We start from the raw sequence: 15349 nt of genomic DNA, 5'->3' as shown, positions 1-15349 counted from the left end.
TCACCAGGGCAGGCGTGAACCTTACCAGCGGTAGTGCGAGAACGCCTTGTTGGCTTCCGCCATACGGTGCGTATCTTCGCGCTTCTTCACGGCGGTGCCGCGCTGGCTGGCGGCGTCGAGCAGCTCGCCCGACAGACGCTCGGTCATGGTGTTTTCCGAGCGGGCGCGGGCGGCGCTGATCAGCCAACGGATGGCCAGGGCCTGGGCGCGGTCCGAACGGACCTCGACCGGAACCTGATAGGTCGCACCGCCGACGCGGCGCGAACGGACTTCCAGGTGCGGCTTCACGTTGGCGAGGGCGTCGTGGAAGACCTGAACCGGGTCGTTCTTGGTCTTGACCTCGATGCGGCCGAGCGCACCATAGACGATGCCTTCGGCGGCCGACTTCTTGCCGTCCAGCATCAGGCAGTTCATGAACTTCGTCAGGACGCGGTCGCCATACTTGGCGTCCGGCAGGACTTCACGCTTCTCGGCGCGATGACGACGGGACATCGTGAGTTCTCCTTACTTCGGACGCTTCGCGCCGTACTTCGAACGACGCTGCTTACGATCCTTGACGCCCTGGGTATCCAGCGTGCCGCGAATGATGTGGTAGCGAACGCCGGGAAGATCCTTCACACGACCGCCGCGGATCATGACCACCGAGTGTTCCTGGAGGTTGTGACCCTCGCCAGGGATGTAGCTCGTCACCTCGAAGCCGTTCGTCAGACGAACGCGGGCGACCTTACGGAGCGCCGAGTTCGGCTTCTTCGGGGTGGTGGTGTAAACGCGCGTGCAGACGCCACGCTTCTGCGGGCAGGCCTCCATCGCGGGAACCTTGTTGCGCGCGGCCAACGGCTCGCGCGGCTTACGGATCAACTGGTTGATCGTCGGCATATCTGCCCTTCATCCCTTCAAGATCACTCGGCCGGCGGAGCCGGACGAAGCAAAAGCCCGCCTGCGGAACGAGACCGTTCCGAGCGGGCTGAATGAGCGAAAGCCGATCGGAACACTCCGACCGGCGGGATCGGTGGATTCAAACGGACGCACGGGTCGCCCCAGGGGTCCTCTGAAGTTCGCGGACTTTAGGGAAAGGGGTCGATGGAGTCAAGCGGGCTTTGCGCCGCGTTTGAAACGGGCCTGCCTGCGCGCTCCGCGTCGCGCGCCAACCGCCGGGTCGCCGCCTCCACGGCCGCATCACGCTCCGCCATGCGGGGTGCCATCCGCGACAACAAGCGGTTGGTCAACGCCTCGCCCGCCTTTCCCGGCGTGCCGGCGTCGAACGGCGGCTCCGGGTCATACTCGATGCCAAGCTGGATCAGTTGCGCGAGTTCATCGCCGCCGATCTCCGCCGCCACCCGCAACGCCACATCGATCCCTGCGGTCACCCCGCCGCCGGTGAACAGCGCGCCGTCGACCTCCACCCGGCGATCCGACGGTTCCGCGCCGAATCTCGGCAGATAATGGCGGGAGTTCCAATGGGTGCCGGCGCGACGGCCCTGGAGCAGTCCGGCAGCGCCGAGCACCAGCGTGCCGGTGCAGATGCCAACCAGCCAGCGGACGGACGACGCCCGACCGGCGATGAAGTCGAGCACCAACTCGTCGACCATCAGCGCATGCACGCCAGGACCACCCGGAACCAGCAGAAGATCCAGCACAGGACAGTCGGCCAGGGTGGTGGTCGGCAGGATGCTCAACCCCATGTCGGAGCGGACCGGCGTCCGGTCTTTCCACAGCAGATGCAAGCTCGCCCCAGGGACGCGCGCGAGCACCTCGTAGGGACCGGTCAGGTCGAGCTGGGTAACATCGGGGAACAGCAGCAGACCGAAATTCAACGACGGCGGCATCATTGTTGGCTCCCAAGTGGCGCAGATCAGGCTAATCCACTTCCCTAGTCAAACAATCCTTTCCTGCGTTTGGCACGGAGAACCGGGACCGGCCCACCAAACCGTCACCGAAGATCGGCCATCATCGGGGGCAGCCCGGTCTCAGACAGCGCGCGGACGATCAGGTCGGTCAATTCCCGGTGAATGGCCATACGGCTTCGACCGGCCTCCTCACGACAAAGGGAATCATCCTCCCCATCCTCCCGCAACAGCGCGGCCGCTTGGGCGGCACAAGTCGGAAAGAGGCTGAAGGGGGTCGCCCCCGTTATGGAGCGAAGACGTCCGGGCGGCAGGAAGCGGGTCAGATCGTCCGCCGTCGCCCCTGGTATCGGCGCCTCGCCGAGCAGCAGAACAGACATCGAGCGGCTGGCCGCGGTCAGCCCCTCCGGCGTCATGACACTGGTCAATTCCGGGGCCACGGCCACACCGGCCACCACCCGAGCGTCACGGAGGTCCGCCCCCACCGGCCCGAGATCCAGACCGGAGAAGGAAATGCCGGCCCTGGCAAACCAACGGCAATCATGATCACCCGGTGAGCGTTCGCACAAGCTTGCGTACCCTTCACCACTGATTCGCCCTCCGAGCAGCGCCATGATCGAGGTTCCGCCACGCAACAGCCCAACCGCGCCAATCCGTCCGGGTTCGATCGCCGATGACAACGCGGCGTCTCCAAGCAGCGCGGAAATCGCCGCGCTCATGTCCGCGGGCCGCGCTGGCAGTTCCTTGAGCACACCGGCGCCATCCGGCTCGAACCCAGCGGGTTCGACGAGCGCCACGACATAGCCAGCCCCCGCCAACCCGGCCGCAAGCCAGTCTCCGATATGACGTCCCGCGCGCAATCCGCCATGCGCCATCACCAACAGGGGATGGCGTCCCTTGGGAAGCGCGCCCATTCGGGCCGGGGTCGGCTCGAAAACCCGGCTACCCCCGACAAGCGCGCCGCCCCCACCATCGTCATCGCTGCCGACGGGATACCAGATGCCGATCATCACCCCGCCGCCCCGCACCGGTGAGGCGACGGTCATCGACCGGTATCCCGCCACAGCCGTTGCCTTTGGGTCGGCAAGGGCCGATCCGGTGGCCGCCGGCAGGATGAGCGTGGCGAGGACCACCCTGAGAAACCCGATCAGCCTCAGCCCTATCATGTCATCCCCCCAATCCGGGCAAGGGAAAAGCCGGACAAAGAAAAAGTCCGGGGCCTCCTCTCGGAAGCACCCGGACTTTTTTAACACCCAACTGGTCAGCGGCGCATCAGGCGGCGCTGCTCTCCTCGCCCGGGGTCGGCAGGGCCGGAGTTTCCTCCGGAGCGCCGGCCTCCAGGGCCGCCTCGCGGTCACGCTCGGCGGCGATCAGCTTCAGGCGGTTCACCACCGAGCCGGTGCCGGCCGGGATCAGACGGCCGACAATGACGTTCTCCTTCAGGCCTTCCAGATTGTCGACCTTGCCGCCGACCGCCGCTTCCGTCAGGACGCGGGTGGTTTCCTGGAACGACGCGGCCGAGATGAAGGATCGCGTCTGCAAGCTGGCCTTGGTGATGCCCTGGAGAACAGGATGGCCATGCGCTGGCTGGAGACCCTCGGCGATGGTCTTCTCGTTCTCTTCGTCGAACTCCTGACGGTCGACCTGCTCGCCCACCAGGAAGGTGGTCTCGCCGGCGTCGGTGATCTCGACCTTTTGCAGCATCTGGCGAACGATCACCTCGATGTGCTTGTCGTTGATCTTCACGCCCTGAAGTCGATAGACGTCCTGGATTTCGTTGATGAGATAGTCGGCCAGAGCCTCCACACCCATCACCGCCAGGATGTCGTGCGGCACCGGGTTGCCGTCCATCAGCAGATCGCCGCGTTCGACATAGTCACCCTCCTGCACGGAGATGTGCTTGCCCTTCGGGATCAGATACTCCTTCTCGTCGCCGGTCTCGTCGTTGCGGACGACGATGCGGCGCTTGGTCTTGTAATCCTTGCCGAATTCAACGCGGCCGCTCATCTCCGAGATGATGGCGAAGTCCTTCGGACGACGCGCCTCGAACAGCTCGGCCACGCGCGGCAGACCACCGGTGATGTCACGGGTCTTGGACGACTCGCGCGGGATACGGGCCAGCACGTCGCCGGCGCGGACCTCGGCACCATTCTCCACCGACAGGATGGCGTCCACCGACATGAAGTAACGGGCTTCCAGGCCGTTCGGCAGGGTGATCAGCTCGCCCCGGTCATCGACCAGCGCGATGCGCGGCTTCAGATCGGCGCCGCGCGGCTGCTGGCGCCAGTCCACCACCACCTTGGAGCTGATGCCCGTCGCCTCGTCCATCACCTCGCGCATGGAGATGCCTTCCACGAGGTCGATGTAGCGGGCGGTACCGGCGCGCTCGGTGATGATCGGCAGGGTGTAGGGGTCCCACTCGGCCAGCTTGGCGCCGCGCTCGACCTTCACGCCCTCGTCCGCCAGCAGCTTGGCACCATAGGGGACCCGGTGACGCGCCCGCTCGCGGCCCTGCTCGTCGAGCAGGATCACCTCGGTGCTGCGGCCCATGACGACCGGGATGCCCGACGAGTTCATGACGACGTTGCGGTTGTTGATCCGCACCGTGGCGTCGAACGCCGCCTCGATCTGGCTCTGCTCGGCACCGCGCTGCGCAGCACCACCGATGTGGAAGGTGCGCATCGTCAGCTGGGTGCCCGGCTCGCCGATCGACTGCGCCGCGATGACGCCGACGGCCTCGCCGGTGTTCACCAGCGTGCCGCGGGCCAGATCGCGGCCATAGCACTTGGCGCAGACGCCGTCCTTGGTCTCGCAGGTCAGGACCGAGCGGATCTTGACCGAGTCGATGCCCGACCGCTCGATGCGGTCGACCGTCGGCTCGTCGATCAGGCCGCCATCCTCGATGATCAGCTCGCCGTTCAGCGGGTCGATCACGTCGCCGACCGCGGTGCGGCCGAGGATGCGGTCACCCAGCGGGCTGATGACCTCGCCGCCGTCGATCACCGCCTTGACGGTGATGCCGCGCTCGGTGCCGCAATCATGCTCGACGATGATGGCGTCCTGCGCCACGTCGACCAGACGGCGGGTAAGGTAACCGGAGTTCGCCGTCTTCAAGGCGGTGTCGGCCAGACCCTTGCGGGCGCCGTGGGTGGAGTTGAAATACTCCAGCACGGTCAGGCCTTCCTTGAAGTTCGAGATGATCGGCGTCTCGATGATCTCGCCCGACGGCTTGGCCATCAGGCCGCGCATGCCGGCGAGCTGACGGATCTGGGCGGCGGAACCGCGGGCGCCGGAGTGGGCCATCATGTACACCGAGTTGACCGGCTTGCCTGCTTCGGTGGTCGAGATCGCCTTCATCATCTCGGAGGCGACCTTCTCGGTGCATTCCGACCAGACGTCCACGACCTTGTTGTACTTCTCGCCCTGGGTGATCAGACCGTCGAGATACTGCTGCTCGAACTCCTTCACCCGCTCCTTCGACTCGTTGACCAGCTTCTCCTTGGCGACGGGGATGACCATGTCGTCCTTGCCGAAGGAGATGCCGGCGCGGCAGGCGTGGCCGAAGCCGAGCTTCATCAGCCGGTCGGCGAAGATCACCGTCTCCTTCTGACCGCAATGACGGTAGACGGCGTCGATGACGTTGCCGACGTCCTTCTTGGTCAGGACGCGGTTGATCAGCGAGAAGGGCACCTTCGGGTTGCGCGGCAGGATCTCCGACAGCAGCATGCGGCCCGGCGTCGTCTCGACGATGCTGATCTTCTCGTTGCCCTCGTCGTCGACACCGACGTAGCGCGCCTTGATCTTGGCATGGATCGACAGGACCTTGGCGTTCAGCGCCTGCTCGATCTCCGAGACGGTGGCGAACACCATGCCCTCGCCCTTCTCACCGGGGCGGTCCATGGAGATGTAGTAGATACCCAGAACGATGTCCTGGGACGGCACGATGATCGGCTTGCCGTTGGCGGGCGACAGGATGTTGTTGGTCGACATCATCAGGACGCGCGCTTCCAGCTGGGCCTCAAGGCTCAGCGGAACGTGCACGGCCATCTGGTCGCCGTCGAAGTCGGCGTTGAAGGCGGTGCAGACCAGCGGGTGCAGCTGGATCGCCTTGCCCTCGATCAGCGTCGGCTCGAAGGCCTGGATGCCGAGACGGTGCAGGGTCGGCGCCCGGTTCAGCATCACCGGATGCTCGCGGATGACCTCCTCCAGGATGTCCCACACCTCGGGACGTTCCTTTTCCACCATCCGCTTGGCGGCCTTGATGGTGGAGGCAAGGCCATAGAGCTCCAGCTTGGCGTAGATGAAGGGCTTGAACAGCTCCAGCGCCATCTTCTTCGGCAGGCCGCACTGGTGCAGCTTCAGCTCCGGACCGACGACGATGACCGAACGGCCCGAGTAATCGACGCGCTTGCCGAGCAGGTTCTGACGGAAGCGGCCCTGCTTGCCCTTCAGCATGTCGGACAGCGACTTCAGCGGACGCTTGTTGGCGCCGGTGATGACGCGGCCACGGCGGCCGTTGTCGAACAGCGCGTCGACGGCCTCCTGAAGCATGCGCTTCTCGTTGCGCACGATGATGTCCGGCGCCTTCAGCTCGATCAGCCGCTTCAGGCGGTTGTTGCGGTTGATGACGCGGCGGTACAGGTCGTTCAGGTCGGAGGTGGCGAAGCGGCCGCCGTCGAGCGGGACCAGCGGACGCAGCTCGGGCGGGATCACCGGAATGACTTCCAGGATCATCCATTCGGGCCGCGACTGCGAGGCCAGGAAGGCGTCGATCAGCTTCAGGCGCTTGACCAGCTTCTTGCGCTTGGCCTCGGAGTTGGTGTCGCGCAGATCCTCACGGCAGCGCTTCTTCTCCTCGTCGAGGTCGAGCGCCGACAGCATGATGCGCAGCGCCTCGGCGCCGATCGACGCGGTGAAGGCGTCCTCGCCGTATTCATCCTGGGCGTTCATGTACTCCTCCTCGCTCAGCAGCGAATGCAGCTTGAGCGGGGTGAGGCCCGGTTCGATGACGACGTAGTTCTCGAAATAGAGGATGCGCTCCAGATCCTTGAGCGTCATGTCGAGCAGCAGGCCGATGCGGCTCGGCAGCGACTTCAGGAACCAGATATGCGCGACGGGGGACGCCAGCTCGATATGGCCCATGCGCTCGCGCCGGACCTTCGACAGCGTGACCTCGACGCCGCACTTCTCGCAGATGATGCCGCGATACTTCATGCGCTTGTACTTGCCGCACAAGCACTCGTAATCCTTGATCGGGCCGAAGATGCGGGCGCAGAACAGGCCGTCGCGCTCCGGCTTGAAGGTGCGGTAGTTGATGGTTTCCGGCTTCTTGATCTCGCCGTAGGACCAGGACCGGATCCGCTCGGGGCTCGCGATCTGGATGCGGATCTGATCGAAGCTCTGCGGCCCCTGGACCTGGCCGAAAATGTTCATCAACTCATTCATGACCGTCTCCCGCTGGCATCGCCGCGTTGTCGGTTAAGGGCAGTGCATGACCCCGGAACGACGAACACGCCGTTCCGGGGTTTGGTCACGTCAAATCGGCTCAGTAGGACCGCTGGTTCAGTTCGACGTTCAGGCCGAGCGAGCGCAGCTCCTTGACCAGCACGTTGAACGACTCCGGAATGCCGGCCTCGAAGTTGTCGTCGCCGCGGACGATGGCCTCGTAGACCTTGGTGCGGCCGGACACGTCGTCCGACTTCACCGTCAGCATTTCCTGCAGCGTGTAGGCGGCGCCGTAGGCTTCCAGCGCCCACACCTCCATCTCACCGAAGCGCTGACCGCCGAACTGGGCCTTGCCGCCCAGCGGCTGCTGGGTGACCAGCGAGTAGGGGCCGATCGACCGGGCGTGGATCTTGTCGTCCACCAGGTGGTGCAGCTTCAGCATGTAGATGTAGCCGACGGTCACCTTGCGGTCGAAGGTCTCGCCGGTACGGCCGTCCACCAGCGTCGACTGGCCCGACCGGTCGAAGCCGGCGCGTTCCAGATGGACGCAGATGTCCTCCTCGCGGGCGCCGTCGAAGACCGGCGTCGCGAAGGGCACGCCCTTGCGCAGGTTGCCGCCGAGCTCCAGCAGCTCGCCGTCGGTCATGTCGGCGATGTCCTCATTGTAGGTCACCTCGCCATACGCCGACTTCAGCGTGCCGCGCAGGGCCTCCAGCTGGGGAGCGCCTTCGGCCTTCTGGCGGATCGCCAGACGGTACTGGTCGACCGCGCGGCCGATCTGCTTGCCGAGACCCGAGGCGGCCCAACCGAGATGGGTCTCCAGGATCTGACCGACATTCATGCGCGACGGCACGCCCAGCGGGTTCAGCACCAGATCGACCGGGGTGCCGTCCTCCAGATAGGGCATGTCCTCCTGCGGGATGATGCGCGAGACGACACCCTTGTTGCCGTGACGGCCGGCCATCTTGTCGCCCGGCTGAAGCTTGCGCTTCACCGCGACGAAGACCTTGACCATCTTCATGACGCCCGGCGGCAGCTCGTCACCGCGCTGGAGTTTGTCGACCTTGTTCTCGAAGCGGTCCTGCAGGGCCTTGATCGAGTCGTCGAACACCTTGGCCAGGTTCTCGACGGTCTCCATCACCTGCTCGTCGGCGATGGCGATCTGGCGCCACAGGCCCTTCGACAGGCCGGCCAGCACCTCGTCGGTCAGCACGGTGCCGCCCTTCATGCCCTTCGGGCCGGACTGCGCGGTCTGGCCGATCAGCACTTCCTTCAGGCGGGTGTAGAAGCTGCGCTCCAGGATGCCGCGCTCGTCGTCGCGGTCCTTGGCCAGCTTCTCGATCTCGGCCCGTTCGATGGCGAGCGCGCGCTCGTCCTTGTCGACGCCGCGGCGGCTGAACACGCGGACCTCGACGATGGTGCCGACGACGCCCGGCGGCAGGCGCAGCGAGGTGTCGCGGACGTCCGAGGCCTTCTCGCCGAAGATGGCGCGCAGCAGCTTCTCTTCCGGCGTCATCGGGCTCTCGCCCTTCGGCGTCACCTTGCCGACCAGGATGTCGCCCGGACGGACCTCGGCGCCGATATAGACGATGCCGGCCTCGTCGAGGTTCTTCAGAGCCTCCTCACCCACGTTGGGAATGTCGCGGGTGATTTCCTCCTGGCCCAGCTTGGTGTCGCGGGCCATGACCTCGAATTCCTCGATGTGGATCGAGGTGAAGACGTCGTCCTTGACGATGCGCTCGTTGATGAGGATCGAGTCCTCGAAGTTGTAGCCGTTCCACGGCATGAACGCGACGAGCACGTTCCGGCCGAGCGCCAGCTCGCCCAGATCGGTCGACGGGCCGTCGGCCACGATGTCGCCGGCGTTCACCCGGTCACCGACCTTCACCAGCGGACGCTGGGTGATGCAGGTGTTCTGGTTGGAGCGCTGGAACTTCAGCAGGTTGTAGATGTCGACGCCCGGCGCCGTGCTGTCCGAGCTGTCGGTGGCGCGGACGACGATGCGGGTGGCGTCCACCTGGTCGACGATGCCGGAGCGCTTGGCGACGATGGTCACGCCGCTGTCGCGGGCGACGGTCGCCTCCATGCCGGTGCCGACCAGCGGGGCGTCGGCCTTCACCAGCGGCACCGCCTGACGCTGCATGTTCGAGCCCATCAGCGCGCGGTTGGCGTCGTCGTTCTCCAGGAACGGGATCAGCGCCGCGGCGACGGACACCAGCTGCTTCGGCGACACGTCGATCAGGTCGATCGCCTCGGGCCGGAACATCAGGTACTCACCGCCCTGGCGGCAGGACACCAGATCGGCGGCGAAGCCGTTGTCCGGGTTCAGCTCGGCGTTCGCCTGGGCGACGACGTAGCGGCCCTCCTCCATCGCCGACAGATAGACCACCTCGTTGGTGACCTTGCCGTCGATGACCTTGCGGTAGGGGCTTTCGATGAAGCCGTACTGGTTCACGCGGGCGTAGGTCGCCAGCGAGTTGATCAGACCGATGTTCGGGCCTTCCGGCGTCTCGATCGGGCAGATGCGGCCGTAGTGCGTCGGATGCACGTCGCGCACCTCGAAGCCGGCGCGCTCGCGGGTCAGACCGCCCGGGCCGAGCGCCGAGAGACGACGCTTGTGCGTGATCTCGGACAGCGGGTTGGTCTGGTCCATGAACTGCGACAGCTGCGACGAGCCGAAGAACTCGCGCACGGCGGCGGCGGCCGGCTTGGCGTTGATCAGGTCATGCGGCATCACCGTGTCGATCTCGACCGAGCTCATGCGCTCGCGGATCGCACGCTCCATGCGCAGCAGGCCGACGCGGTACTGGTTCTCCATCAGCTCGCCGACCGAGCGGACGCGGCGGTTGCCGAGATGGTCGATGTCGTCGATCTCGCCGCGGCCGTCCTTCAGGTTCACCAGGACCTTCAGGATCTCCAGGATGTCCTCCTTGCGGAGAACACGCATCTGGTCGTCGGTCTGGAAGTTCAGACGGGCGTTCATCTTGACGCGGCCGACGGCCGACAGGTCGTAGCGCTCGCTGTCGAAGAACAGGCCGGAGAACAGGGCCTCGGCCGACTCCAGGGTCGGCGGCTCGCCCGGACGCATGACGCGGTAGATGTCGATCAGCGCGTCTTCGCGGCTGGCGTTGCGGTCCGCGTTCATCGTGTTGCGGATGTAGGCGCCGACATTCAGATGGTCGATCGCCAGCACCGGCAGCTCGTCGACGCCGGTCTTCTCCAGCTTGTCGAGATCGCTCGCCGACAGCTCGTCGCCGGCCTCGAACAGGACTTCGCCGGTGCGCTCGTTGATGATGTCGACGGCGAGATAGCGGCCGGTCAGCTCCTCGGTGGAGACCTGCTGCTCGGTCAGGCCGGCCTCGACCAGCTTCTTGATGGCGCGCGGCGTCATCTTGGCGCCGGCCTCGGCGACGATGGCGCCGGTGGCGGCATCGACGAGGTCGGACACCAGCTTGACGCCCTTCATGCGCTCGGCGCTGAACGGGGTCTTCCAACCGCCGGCGGAGCGGGAGTAGGTGATGGTGTCGTAGAAGTAGTTGAGGATCTCTTCCTTCGACATGCCCTGCGCCTCGTAGGGCAGCAGGTCCTTGCGGTTCGCCTTGCGCTCGGCGCGCAGAGCCTCGGTGTCCGCGCCGTCCAGAGCGAACAGCAGCGTGGTGGCCGGCAGCTTGCGGCGGCGGTCGATGCGCACATAGACGAGATCCTTGGCGTCGAACTCGAAGTCGAGCCAGGAACCGCGGTAGGGGATGACGCGGGCGGCGAACAGATACTTGCCCGACGCGTGGGTCTTGCCCTTGTCATGGTCGAAGAAGACGCCCGGGCTGCGGTGCATCTGGGAGACGATGACGCGCTCGGTCCCGTTGATGATGAAGGTGCCGTTGGCCGTCATCAGGGGCATGTCGCCCATGTAGACGTCCTGCTCCTTGATGTCGCGGATCGAACGGAGGCCGGTATCCTCCTCGACGTCGAACACGGACAGGCGCAGGGTGACCTTCAGCGGCGCGGCGAAGGTCATGCCGCGCTGCTGGCACTCCTCGACGTCGTACTTCGGCTGCTCAAGCTCGTACTTGACGAAATCCAGCACGGCGCGGTCGGAGAAGTCCTTGATCGGGAAGACCGACTTGAAGACTTCCTGCAGGCCCAGGTTCGCCCGCTTTTCCGGGGCGACGTCCATTTGCAGGAAGTGATCGTAGGAGCTGCGCTGCACCTCGATGAGGTTGGGCATCTGGGTGACTTCCGGGATGCGCCCGAAGCTCTTCCGAACACGTTTACGACCCGTAAAGGATTTGGCCATGGATGTCCCCAAACGTCTGTACGTGATGCGCGTTATACCGACCGTTCAACCGACCGCAGGATCAAGCCGACTGGTGTCGACATGTCCCGAGGGCGCCCGCGCGGGCCATCCCCATGATGGGGACGGAAAGAGCCGGGCCGGGCGAGCCCGGTCCGGCGGAAGGCAGAAAACGCCGTGCGGCGGCAGGTTCCCTGGGGAACCAACCGCCGTCCGGCGTGGAACTGTATGATCCGTAACGCAACAAGGTCTTACTTAATATCGACCTTGGCGCCGGCCTCTTCAAGCTGCTTCTTGATCTTGGCGGCCTCGTCCTTCGTGGCGCCTTCCTTGACCGGCTTCGGAGCGCCCTCGACCAGGTCCTTGGCCTCCTTCAGGCCCAGGCCGGTGATCGCACGGACTTCCTTAATCACGTTGATCTTCTTGTCGCCGGCATCGGCGAGGATCACCGTGAACTCGGTCTGCTCTTCGACCGGGGCGGCGGCGGCAGCAGCCGGGCCGGCGGCGGCGACGGCCACCGGAGCGGCGGCGGAGACGCCCCACTTCTCTTCGAGCAGCTTCGACAGCTCGGCGGCTTCCAGGACGGTCAGGGCCGACAGATCGTCGACGAGCTTCTGCAGATCAGCCATGTTACTACTCCAAACGACTTGAGTTCTGGGGGTATAAAAAACGAGTGAGTCCGACTGGCCTTGCGGGCCAGCTTAGGCTGCCTCGTCGTCCTTCTTCGCGTAGGCGGCAAGCACGCGGGCGACCTGGCCGCCCGGAGCCTGGAGGACACCGGCGATACGGGTCGCCGGGGTCTGGATCATGCCCACGAGGCGGCCACGCAGTTCGTCCAGCGACGGGAGCGAGGCGAGGGCCTTGACCCCCTCCGCGTCCAGAATCTGGGTGCCGAGGCTGGCGCCGACGATCTTCAGCTTCTCGTTGGTCTTCGCGTAGTCGGCCACCACCTTGGCGGCCGCGACGGGATCCTTCGAGAAGGCGATCGCCGTCGGTCCCTTGAAGAGACCGTCCAGGCCCTCGAACTGCGTCCCCTGAAGGGAACGACGGGCGAGCCGGTTCTTCGTCACTTTGAAGCTGGCGCCAGCAGCCCGAACCTTCGCACGCAGGTCGGTGACTTCCTTCACCGTCAGGCCAAGATGGTGGGTGACCACCACCAGGCCCGTGTCCTGGAGCTTCGATTGCAGAGCCGCGATCGTCGCTTCTTTTTGTGTACGATCCACGGATCGCCTCCTTGTACAGAGGTTTACATGAACCCCCCGCCCTCGCGGGCCGGAGGTCCGGCGAACCTGTCCCAGAAGTTCAAGCCGTTCCTGAACCGGTGGCCCCGCCGCGGCGGGGACCGGAATGGTCAACGGGTTCAACTCCTGTCTGCGCCGGTGAATTTTAAGCCCTCGCCTTCCGGGGAAGGGTCGGACACCTGCGGTCTCGGACAGGGGTGGGCGGGCGATCCGCCAGGGCGAGGCCCCTTGGATCATCCACCCGGTCGCCGCCGTCACCCGAAGGCGCCGGCGGCGAAAGACGGTCGGTTACGCCGCGGCGCCGGCCGCAGCCGACACGGTGGCGAGGTCGAGCTTCAGGCCCGGGCCCATGGTCGACGACAGCGAGACCTTGAGCACATACTGGCCCTTGGCGCCGGTCGGCTTGGCACGGGTGATGGCGTCGATGAAGGCGCGGATGTTCTGGACCAGCGCCTCTTCCGAGAAGCTGACCTTGCCCACGCCGGCATGGATGATGCCGGTCTTCTCCGCACGGAACTCCACCGCGCCAGCCTTGGCGGCCTTGACGGCGCCGGCGACGTCGGGGGTCACGGTGCCCAGCTTCGGGTTCGGCATCAGGCCGCGCGGGCCGAGAACCTTACCGAGCTTGCCGACCACGCCCATCATGTCGGGCGAGGCGATGCAGCGGTCGAAGTTGATGTTGCCGGCCAGGATCTGTTCGGCGAGGTCGTCGCCGCCGACCACGTCGGCGCCGGCGGCCAGAGCCTCATCGACCTTGGCGCCACGGGCGAACACCGCGACGCGGACGGTCTTGCCGGTGCCGTTCGGCAGGTTCACGACGCCGCGGACCATCTGGTCGGCGTGGCGCGGATCAATGCCGAGATTCATCGCGATCTCGATCGTCTCGTCGAACTTGGCCTTGGCGGCACCCTTGACCAGGGTGACGGCCTCTTCGAGCGCGTAGAAGTTGTCGCGGTTGACGGTCTTGTAGGCGTCGGTCAGACGCTTGCCCAGCTTCGCCATAGGATCAGCCCTCCACCACTTCGAGGCCCATCGAGCGGGCGGAGCCGGCGATCATGGTCGCGGCGGCTTCGACGTCGTGCGCGTTCAGGTCGGCCATCTTCTTCTGGGCGATCTCGCGGATCTGCGCGGTCGTGACCTGGCCGACGAAGCCACCCTTGCCGGGGGTCGTCGAACCCTTGTCCTTGCCCGAAGCCTTCTTGAGGAAGTAGCTGACCGGCGGGGTCTTGGTCACGAAGGTGAAGGTGCGGTCGCCATAGGCGGTGATGACCACGGGAATCGGCATGCCGACTTCCAGGTCCGCCGTCTTGGCGTTGAACGCCTTGCAGAATTCCATGATGTTCAGGCCGCGCTGACCGAGCGCCGGGCCGATGGGCGGCGACGGGTTGGCCTTGCCGGCCGGGACCTGCAGCTTGATGTAACCGACGATTTTCTTCGCCATCTCACAACCTCCTAAGACGACGCCTCACGCCTTGGACCGGATGGTCCGGCTTGGCGCCGCGGGGCTTTGCGGTTCGGCCATGGCGAGCCTCCCGCAACAGAATGGAGCCACCGATGCAAGCACCGGCAGCTCCGACTCGAAACACTTTGGAACCTTGCGCTCAGATCTTTTCGACCTGGGTGTATTCCAACTCGACCGGCGTGGAACGGCCGAAGATCGACACCGCCACCTTGAGGCGGGACTTCTCTTCGTCGACTTCCTCGACGACGCCATTGAACGAGGTGAAGGGGCCGTCGCTCACTCGAACCTGCTCGCCCACCTCGAAGGTGATCGAGGGCTTGGGGCGCTCAAAGCCTTCCTGCACCTGATGAATGATCCGCTCGGCCTCGCGCTGAGAGATCGGCTGCGGCTTGCCGCCGCCACCCAGGAAGTCCGTCACCTTCGGCGTGTTCTTCACCAGCGACCAGGATTCGTCGGTCAGGTCCATCTTGACGAGGACATAGCCGGGGAAGAACTTGCGTTCGGTGTTGATCTTGGAACCCCGGCGCACCTCGACCACTTCCTCGGTCGGGACCAGGATTTCCTCGAACTTGTCTTCCAGACCCTTCTGAGCCGCCTTTTCGCGGATCGCCTGGGAGACCTTCTTTTCGAAACCCGAATAGACGTGAACGACGTACCAGCGCGCAGCCATGTCTCAGCCTCCCAGCCCAAGGATCAAGCGGACGGCAACCGCCAGCACCTGATCGACGACGAGGAAGAACAGGGCGGCGACGACGACCATGACGAAGACCATGGCGGTCGTGATGCCGGTTTCCTTGCGGGTCGGCCAGGTGACCCTGGCTACCTCGCGGCGGACCTCGCGCGCGAATTCTGCGGGATTGACTTTAGCCATCGTGCGAACCGTGCGAGCTCCGAAGCGACTATGAAGGGCGCCGCTTTTTACCCTAACCGCTGTTGAGACGGCCGTTATTGGGACGGGATGGCAGGAGTGGAGGGGCTCGAACCCCCAACCCCCGGTTTTGGAGACCGGTGCTCTACCAATTGAGCTACACTCCTATCTCCGTCCAGCCACACCTTCCGGCGTGGG

General features: G+C 65.4%; 12 protein-coding genes and 1 tRNA gene. All 13 read right to left on the bottom strand.

The features are described 5' to 3' along the window. Positions 1-21 precede the first annotated feature (21 nt). The 13 genes from rpsG to AZL_RS02990 all read right to left on the bottom strand — a co-directional run bounded on the left by rpsG (position 22) and on the right by AZL_RS02990 (position 15318). Positions 22-492, bottom strand: a complete 471-nt coding sequence (rpsG, locus tag AZL_RS03050) for a 30S ribosomal protein S7 (RefSeq protein ID WP_012973202.1) — start codon at positions 490-492, stop codon at positions 22-24. Between the two features lie 12 nt (positions 493-504). After that, positions 505-876, bottom strand: a complete 372-nt coding sequence (gene rpsL / locus AZL_RS03045; RefSeq protein ID WP_012973201.1) for a 30S ribosomal protein S12 — start codon at positions 874-876, stop codon at positions 505-507. 188 nt (positions 877-1064) lie between these two features. Further along, positions 1065-1829: a DJ-1/PfpI family protein gene (locus AZL_RS03040; protein WP_012973200.1), complete on the bottom strand. Its 765-nt coding sequence runs from the start codon at positions 1827-1829 to the stop codon at positions 1065-1067. Positions 1830-1930: 101 nt separating this feature from the next. Beyond that, positions 1931-2890, bottom strand: a complete 960-nt coding sequence (locus AZL_RS03035; RefSeq protein WP_148219175.1) for an alpha/beta hydrolase family protein — start codon at positions 2888-2890, stop codon at positions 1931-1933. A gap of 226 nt (positions 2891-3116) precedes the next feature. Further along, the gene (gene rpoC, locus AZL_RS03030; RefSeq protein WP_012973198.1) at positions 3117-7289 is read right to left on the bottom strand and encodes a DNA-directed RNA polymerase subunit beta'; all 4173 of its coding nucleotides are present in this window, start codon (positions 7287-7289) and stop codon (positions 3117-3119) included. Between the two features lie 100 nt (positions 7290-7389). Next, positions 7390-11583: a DNA-directed RNA polymerase subunit beta gene (gene rpoB, locus AZL_RS03025; RefSeq protein WP_012973197.1), complete on the bottom strand. Its 4194-nt coding sequence runs from the start codon at positions 11581-11583 to the stop codon at positions 7390-7392. A gap of 248 nt (positions 11584-11831) precedes the next feature. Further along, positions 11832-12209 (bottom strand): 50S ribosomal protein L7/L12, encoded by a 378-nt coding sequence (gene rplL / locus AZL_RS03020; RefSeq protein ID WP_012973196.1) that lies wholly within the window; start codon positions 12207-12209, stop codon positions 11832-11834. Positions 12210-12281: 72 nt separating this feature from the next. Beyond that, the gene (gene rplJ, locus AZL_RS03015; RefSeq protein WP_012973195.1) at positions 12282-12803 is read right to left on the bottom strand and encodes a 50S ribosomal protein L10; all 522 of its coding nucleotides are present in this window, start codon (positions 12801-12803) and stop codon (positions 12282-12284) included. Between the two features lie 306 nt (positions 12804-13109). Then, a complete protein-coding gene (gene rplA / locus AZL_RS03010) occupies positions 13110-13823 on the bottom strand; it encodes a 50S ribosomal protein L1 (RefSeq protein WP_012973194.1) in 714 nt (237 codons plus the stop codon). A 4-nt stretch (positions 13824-13827) separates the two neighbouring features. Then, positions 13828-14262 carry a 50S ribosomal protein L11 gene (gene rplK / locus AZL_RS03005; protein WP_012973193.1) on the bottom strand — a complete coding sequence of 145 codons (435 nt, stop codon included), beginning with the start codon at positions 14260-14262 and terminating at the stop codon, positions 13828-13830. Positions 14263-14422: 160 nt separating this feature from the next. Next, positions 14423-14953, bottom strand: a complete 531-nt coding sequence (gene nusG / locus AZL_RS03000) for a transcription termination/antitermination protein NusG (protein WP_012973192.1) — start codon at positions 14951-14953, stop codon at positions 14423-14425. Between the two features lie 3 nt (positions 14954-14956). Next, positions 14957-15154, bottom strand: coding sequence for a preprotein translocase subunit SecE (gene secE / locus AZL_RS02995; protein ID WP_012973191.1), 198 nt, complete (start codon positions 15152-15154; stop codon positions 14957-14959). A gap of 88 nt (positions 15155-15242) precedes the next feature. After that, positions 15243-15318 (bottom strand) — tRNA-Trp (locus AZL_RS02990). Positions 15319-15349 lie beyond the last annotated feature (31 nt).

The sequence above is a fragment of the Azospirillum sp. B510 genome (assembly GCF_000010725.1).
GTDB classification, from domain to species: domain Bacteria; phylum Pseudomonadota; class Alphaproteobacteria; order Azospirillales; family Azospirillaceae; genus Azospirillum; species Azospirillum lipoferum_B.
The sequence above is the reverse complement of the archived record's forward strand: the minus strand, read 5'-3'. Positions and strand labels throughout refer to the sequence as shown.

Excerpts from the sequence above, each read along its gene's own strand:
- rplL (WP_012973196.1), bottom strand. The coding sequence starts at position 12,209 with ATGGCTGATCTGCAGAAGCTCGTCGACGATCTGTCGGCCCTGACCGTC.
- rpoB (WP_012973197.1), bottom strand. The coding sequence starts at position 11,583 with ATGGCCAAATCCTTTACGGGTCGTAAACGTGTTCGGAAGAGCTTCGGG.
- AZL_RS03035 (WP_148219175.1), bottom strand. The coding sequence starts at position 2,890 with ATGACCGTCGCCTCACCGGTGCGGGGCGGCGGGGTGATGATCGGCATC.
- rplK (WP_012973193.1), bottom strand. The coding sequence starts at position 14,262 with ATGGCGAAGAAAATCGTCGGTTACATCAAGCTGCAGGTCCCGGCCGGC.
- rpsL (WP_012973201.1), bottom strand. The coding sequence starts at position 876 with ATGCCGACGATCAACCAGTTGATCCGTAAGCCGCGCGAGCCGTTGGCC.
- nusG (WP_012973192.1), bottom strand. The coding sequence starts at position 14,953 with ATGGCTGCGCGCTGGTACGTCGTTCACGTCTATTCGGGTTTCGAAAAG.
- rpsG (WP_012973202.1), bottom strand. The coding sequence starts at position 492 with ATGTCCCGTCGTCATCGCGCCGAGAAGCGTGAAGTCCTGCCGGACGCC.
- rplA (WP_012973194.1), bottom strand. The coding sequence starts at position 13,823 with ATGGCGAAGCTGGGCAAGCGTCTGACCGACGCCTACAAGACCGTCAAC.
- AZL_RS03040 (WP_012973200.1), bottom strand. The coding sequence starts at position 1,829 with ATGATGCCGCCGTCGTTGAATTTCGGTCTGCTGCTGTTCCCCGATGTT.
- rpoC (WP_012973198.1), bottom strand. The coding sequence starts at position 7,289 with ATGAATGAGTTGATGAACATTTTCGGCCAGGTCCAGGGGCCGCAGAGC.
- secE (WP_012973191.1), bottom strand. The coding sequence starts at position 15,154 with ATGGCTAAAGTCAATCCCGCAGAATTCGCGCGCGAGGTCCGCCGCGAG.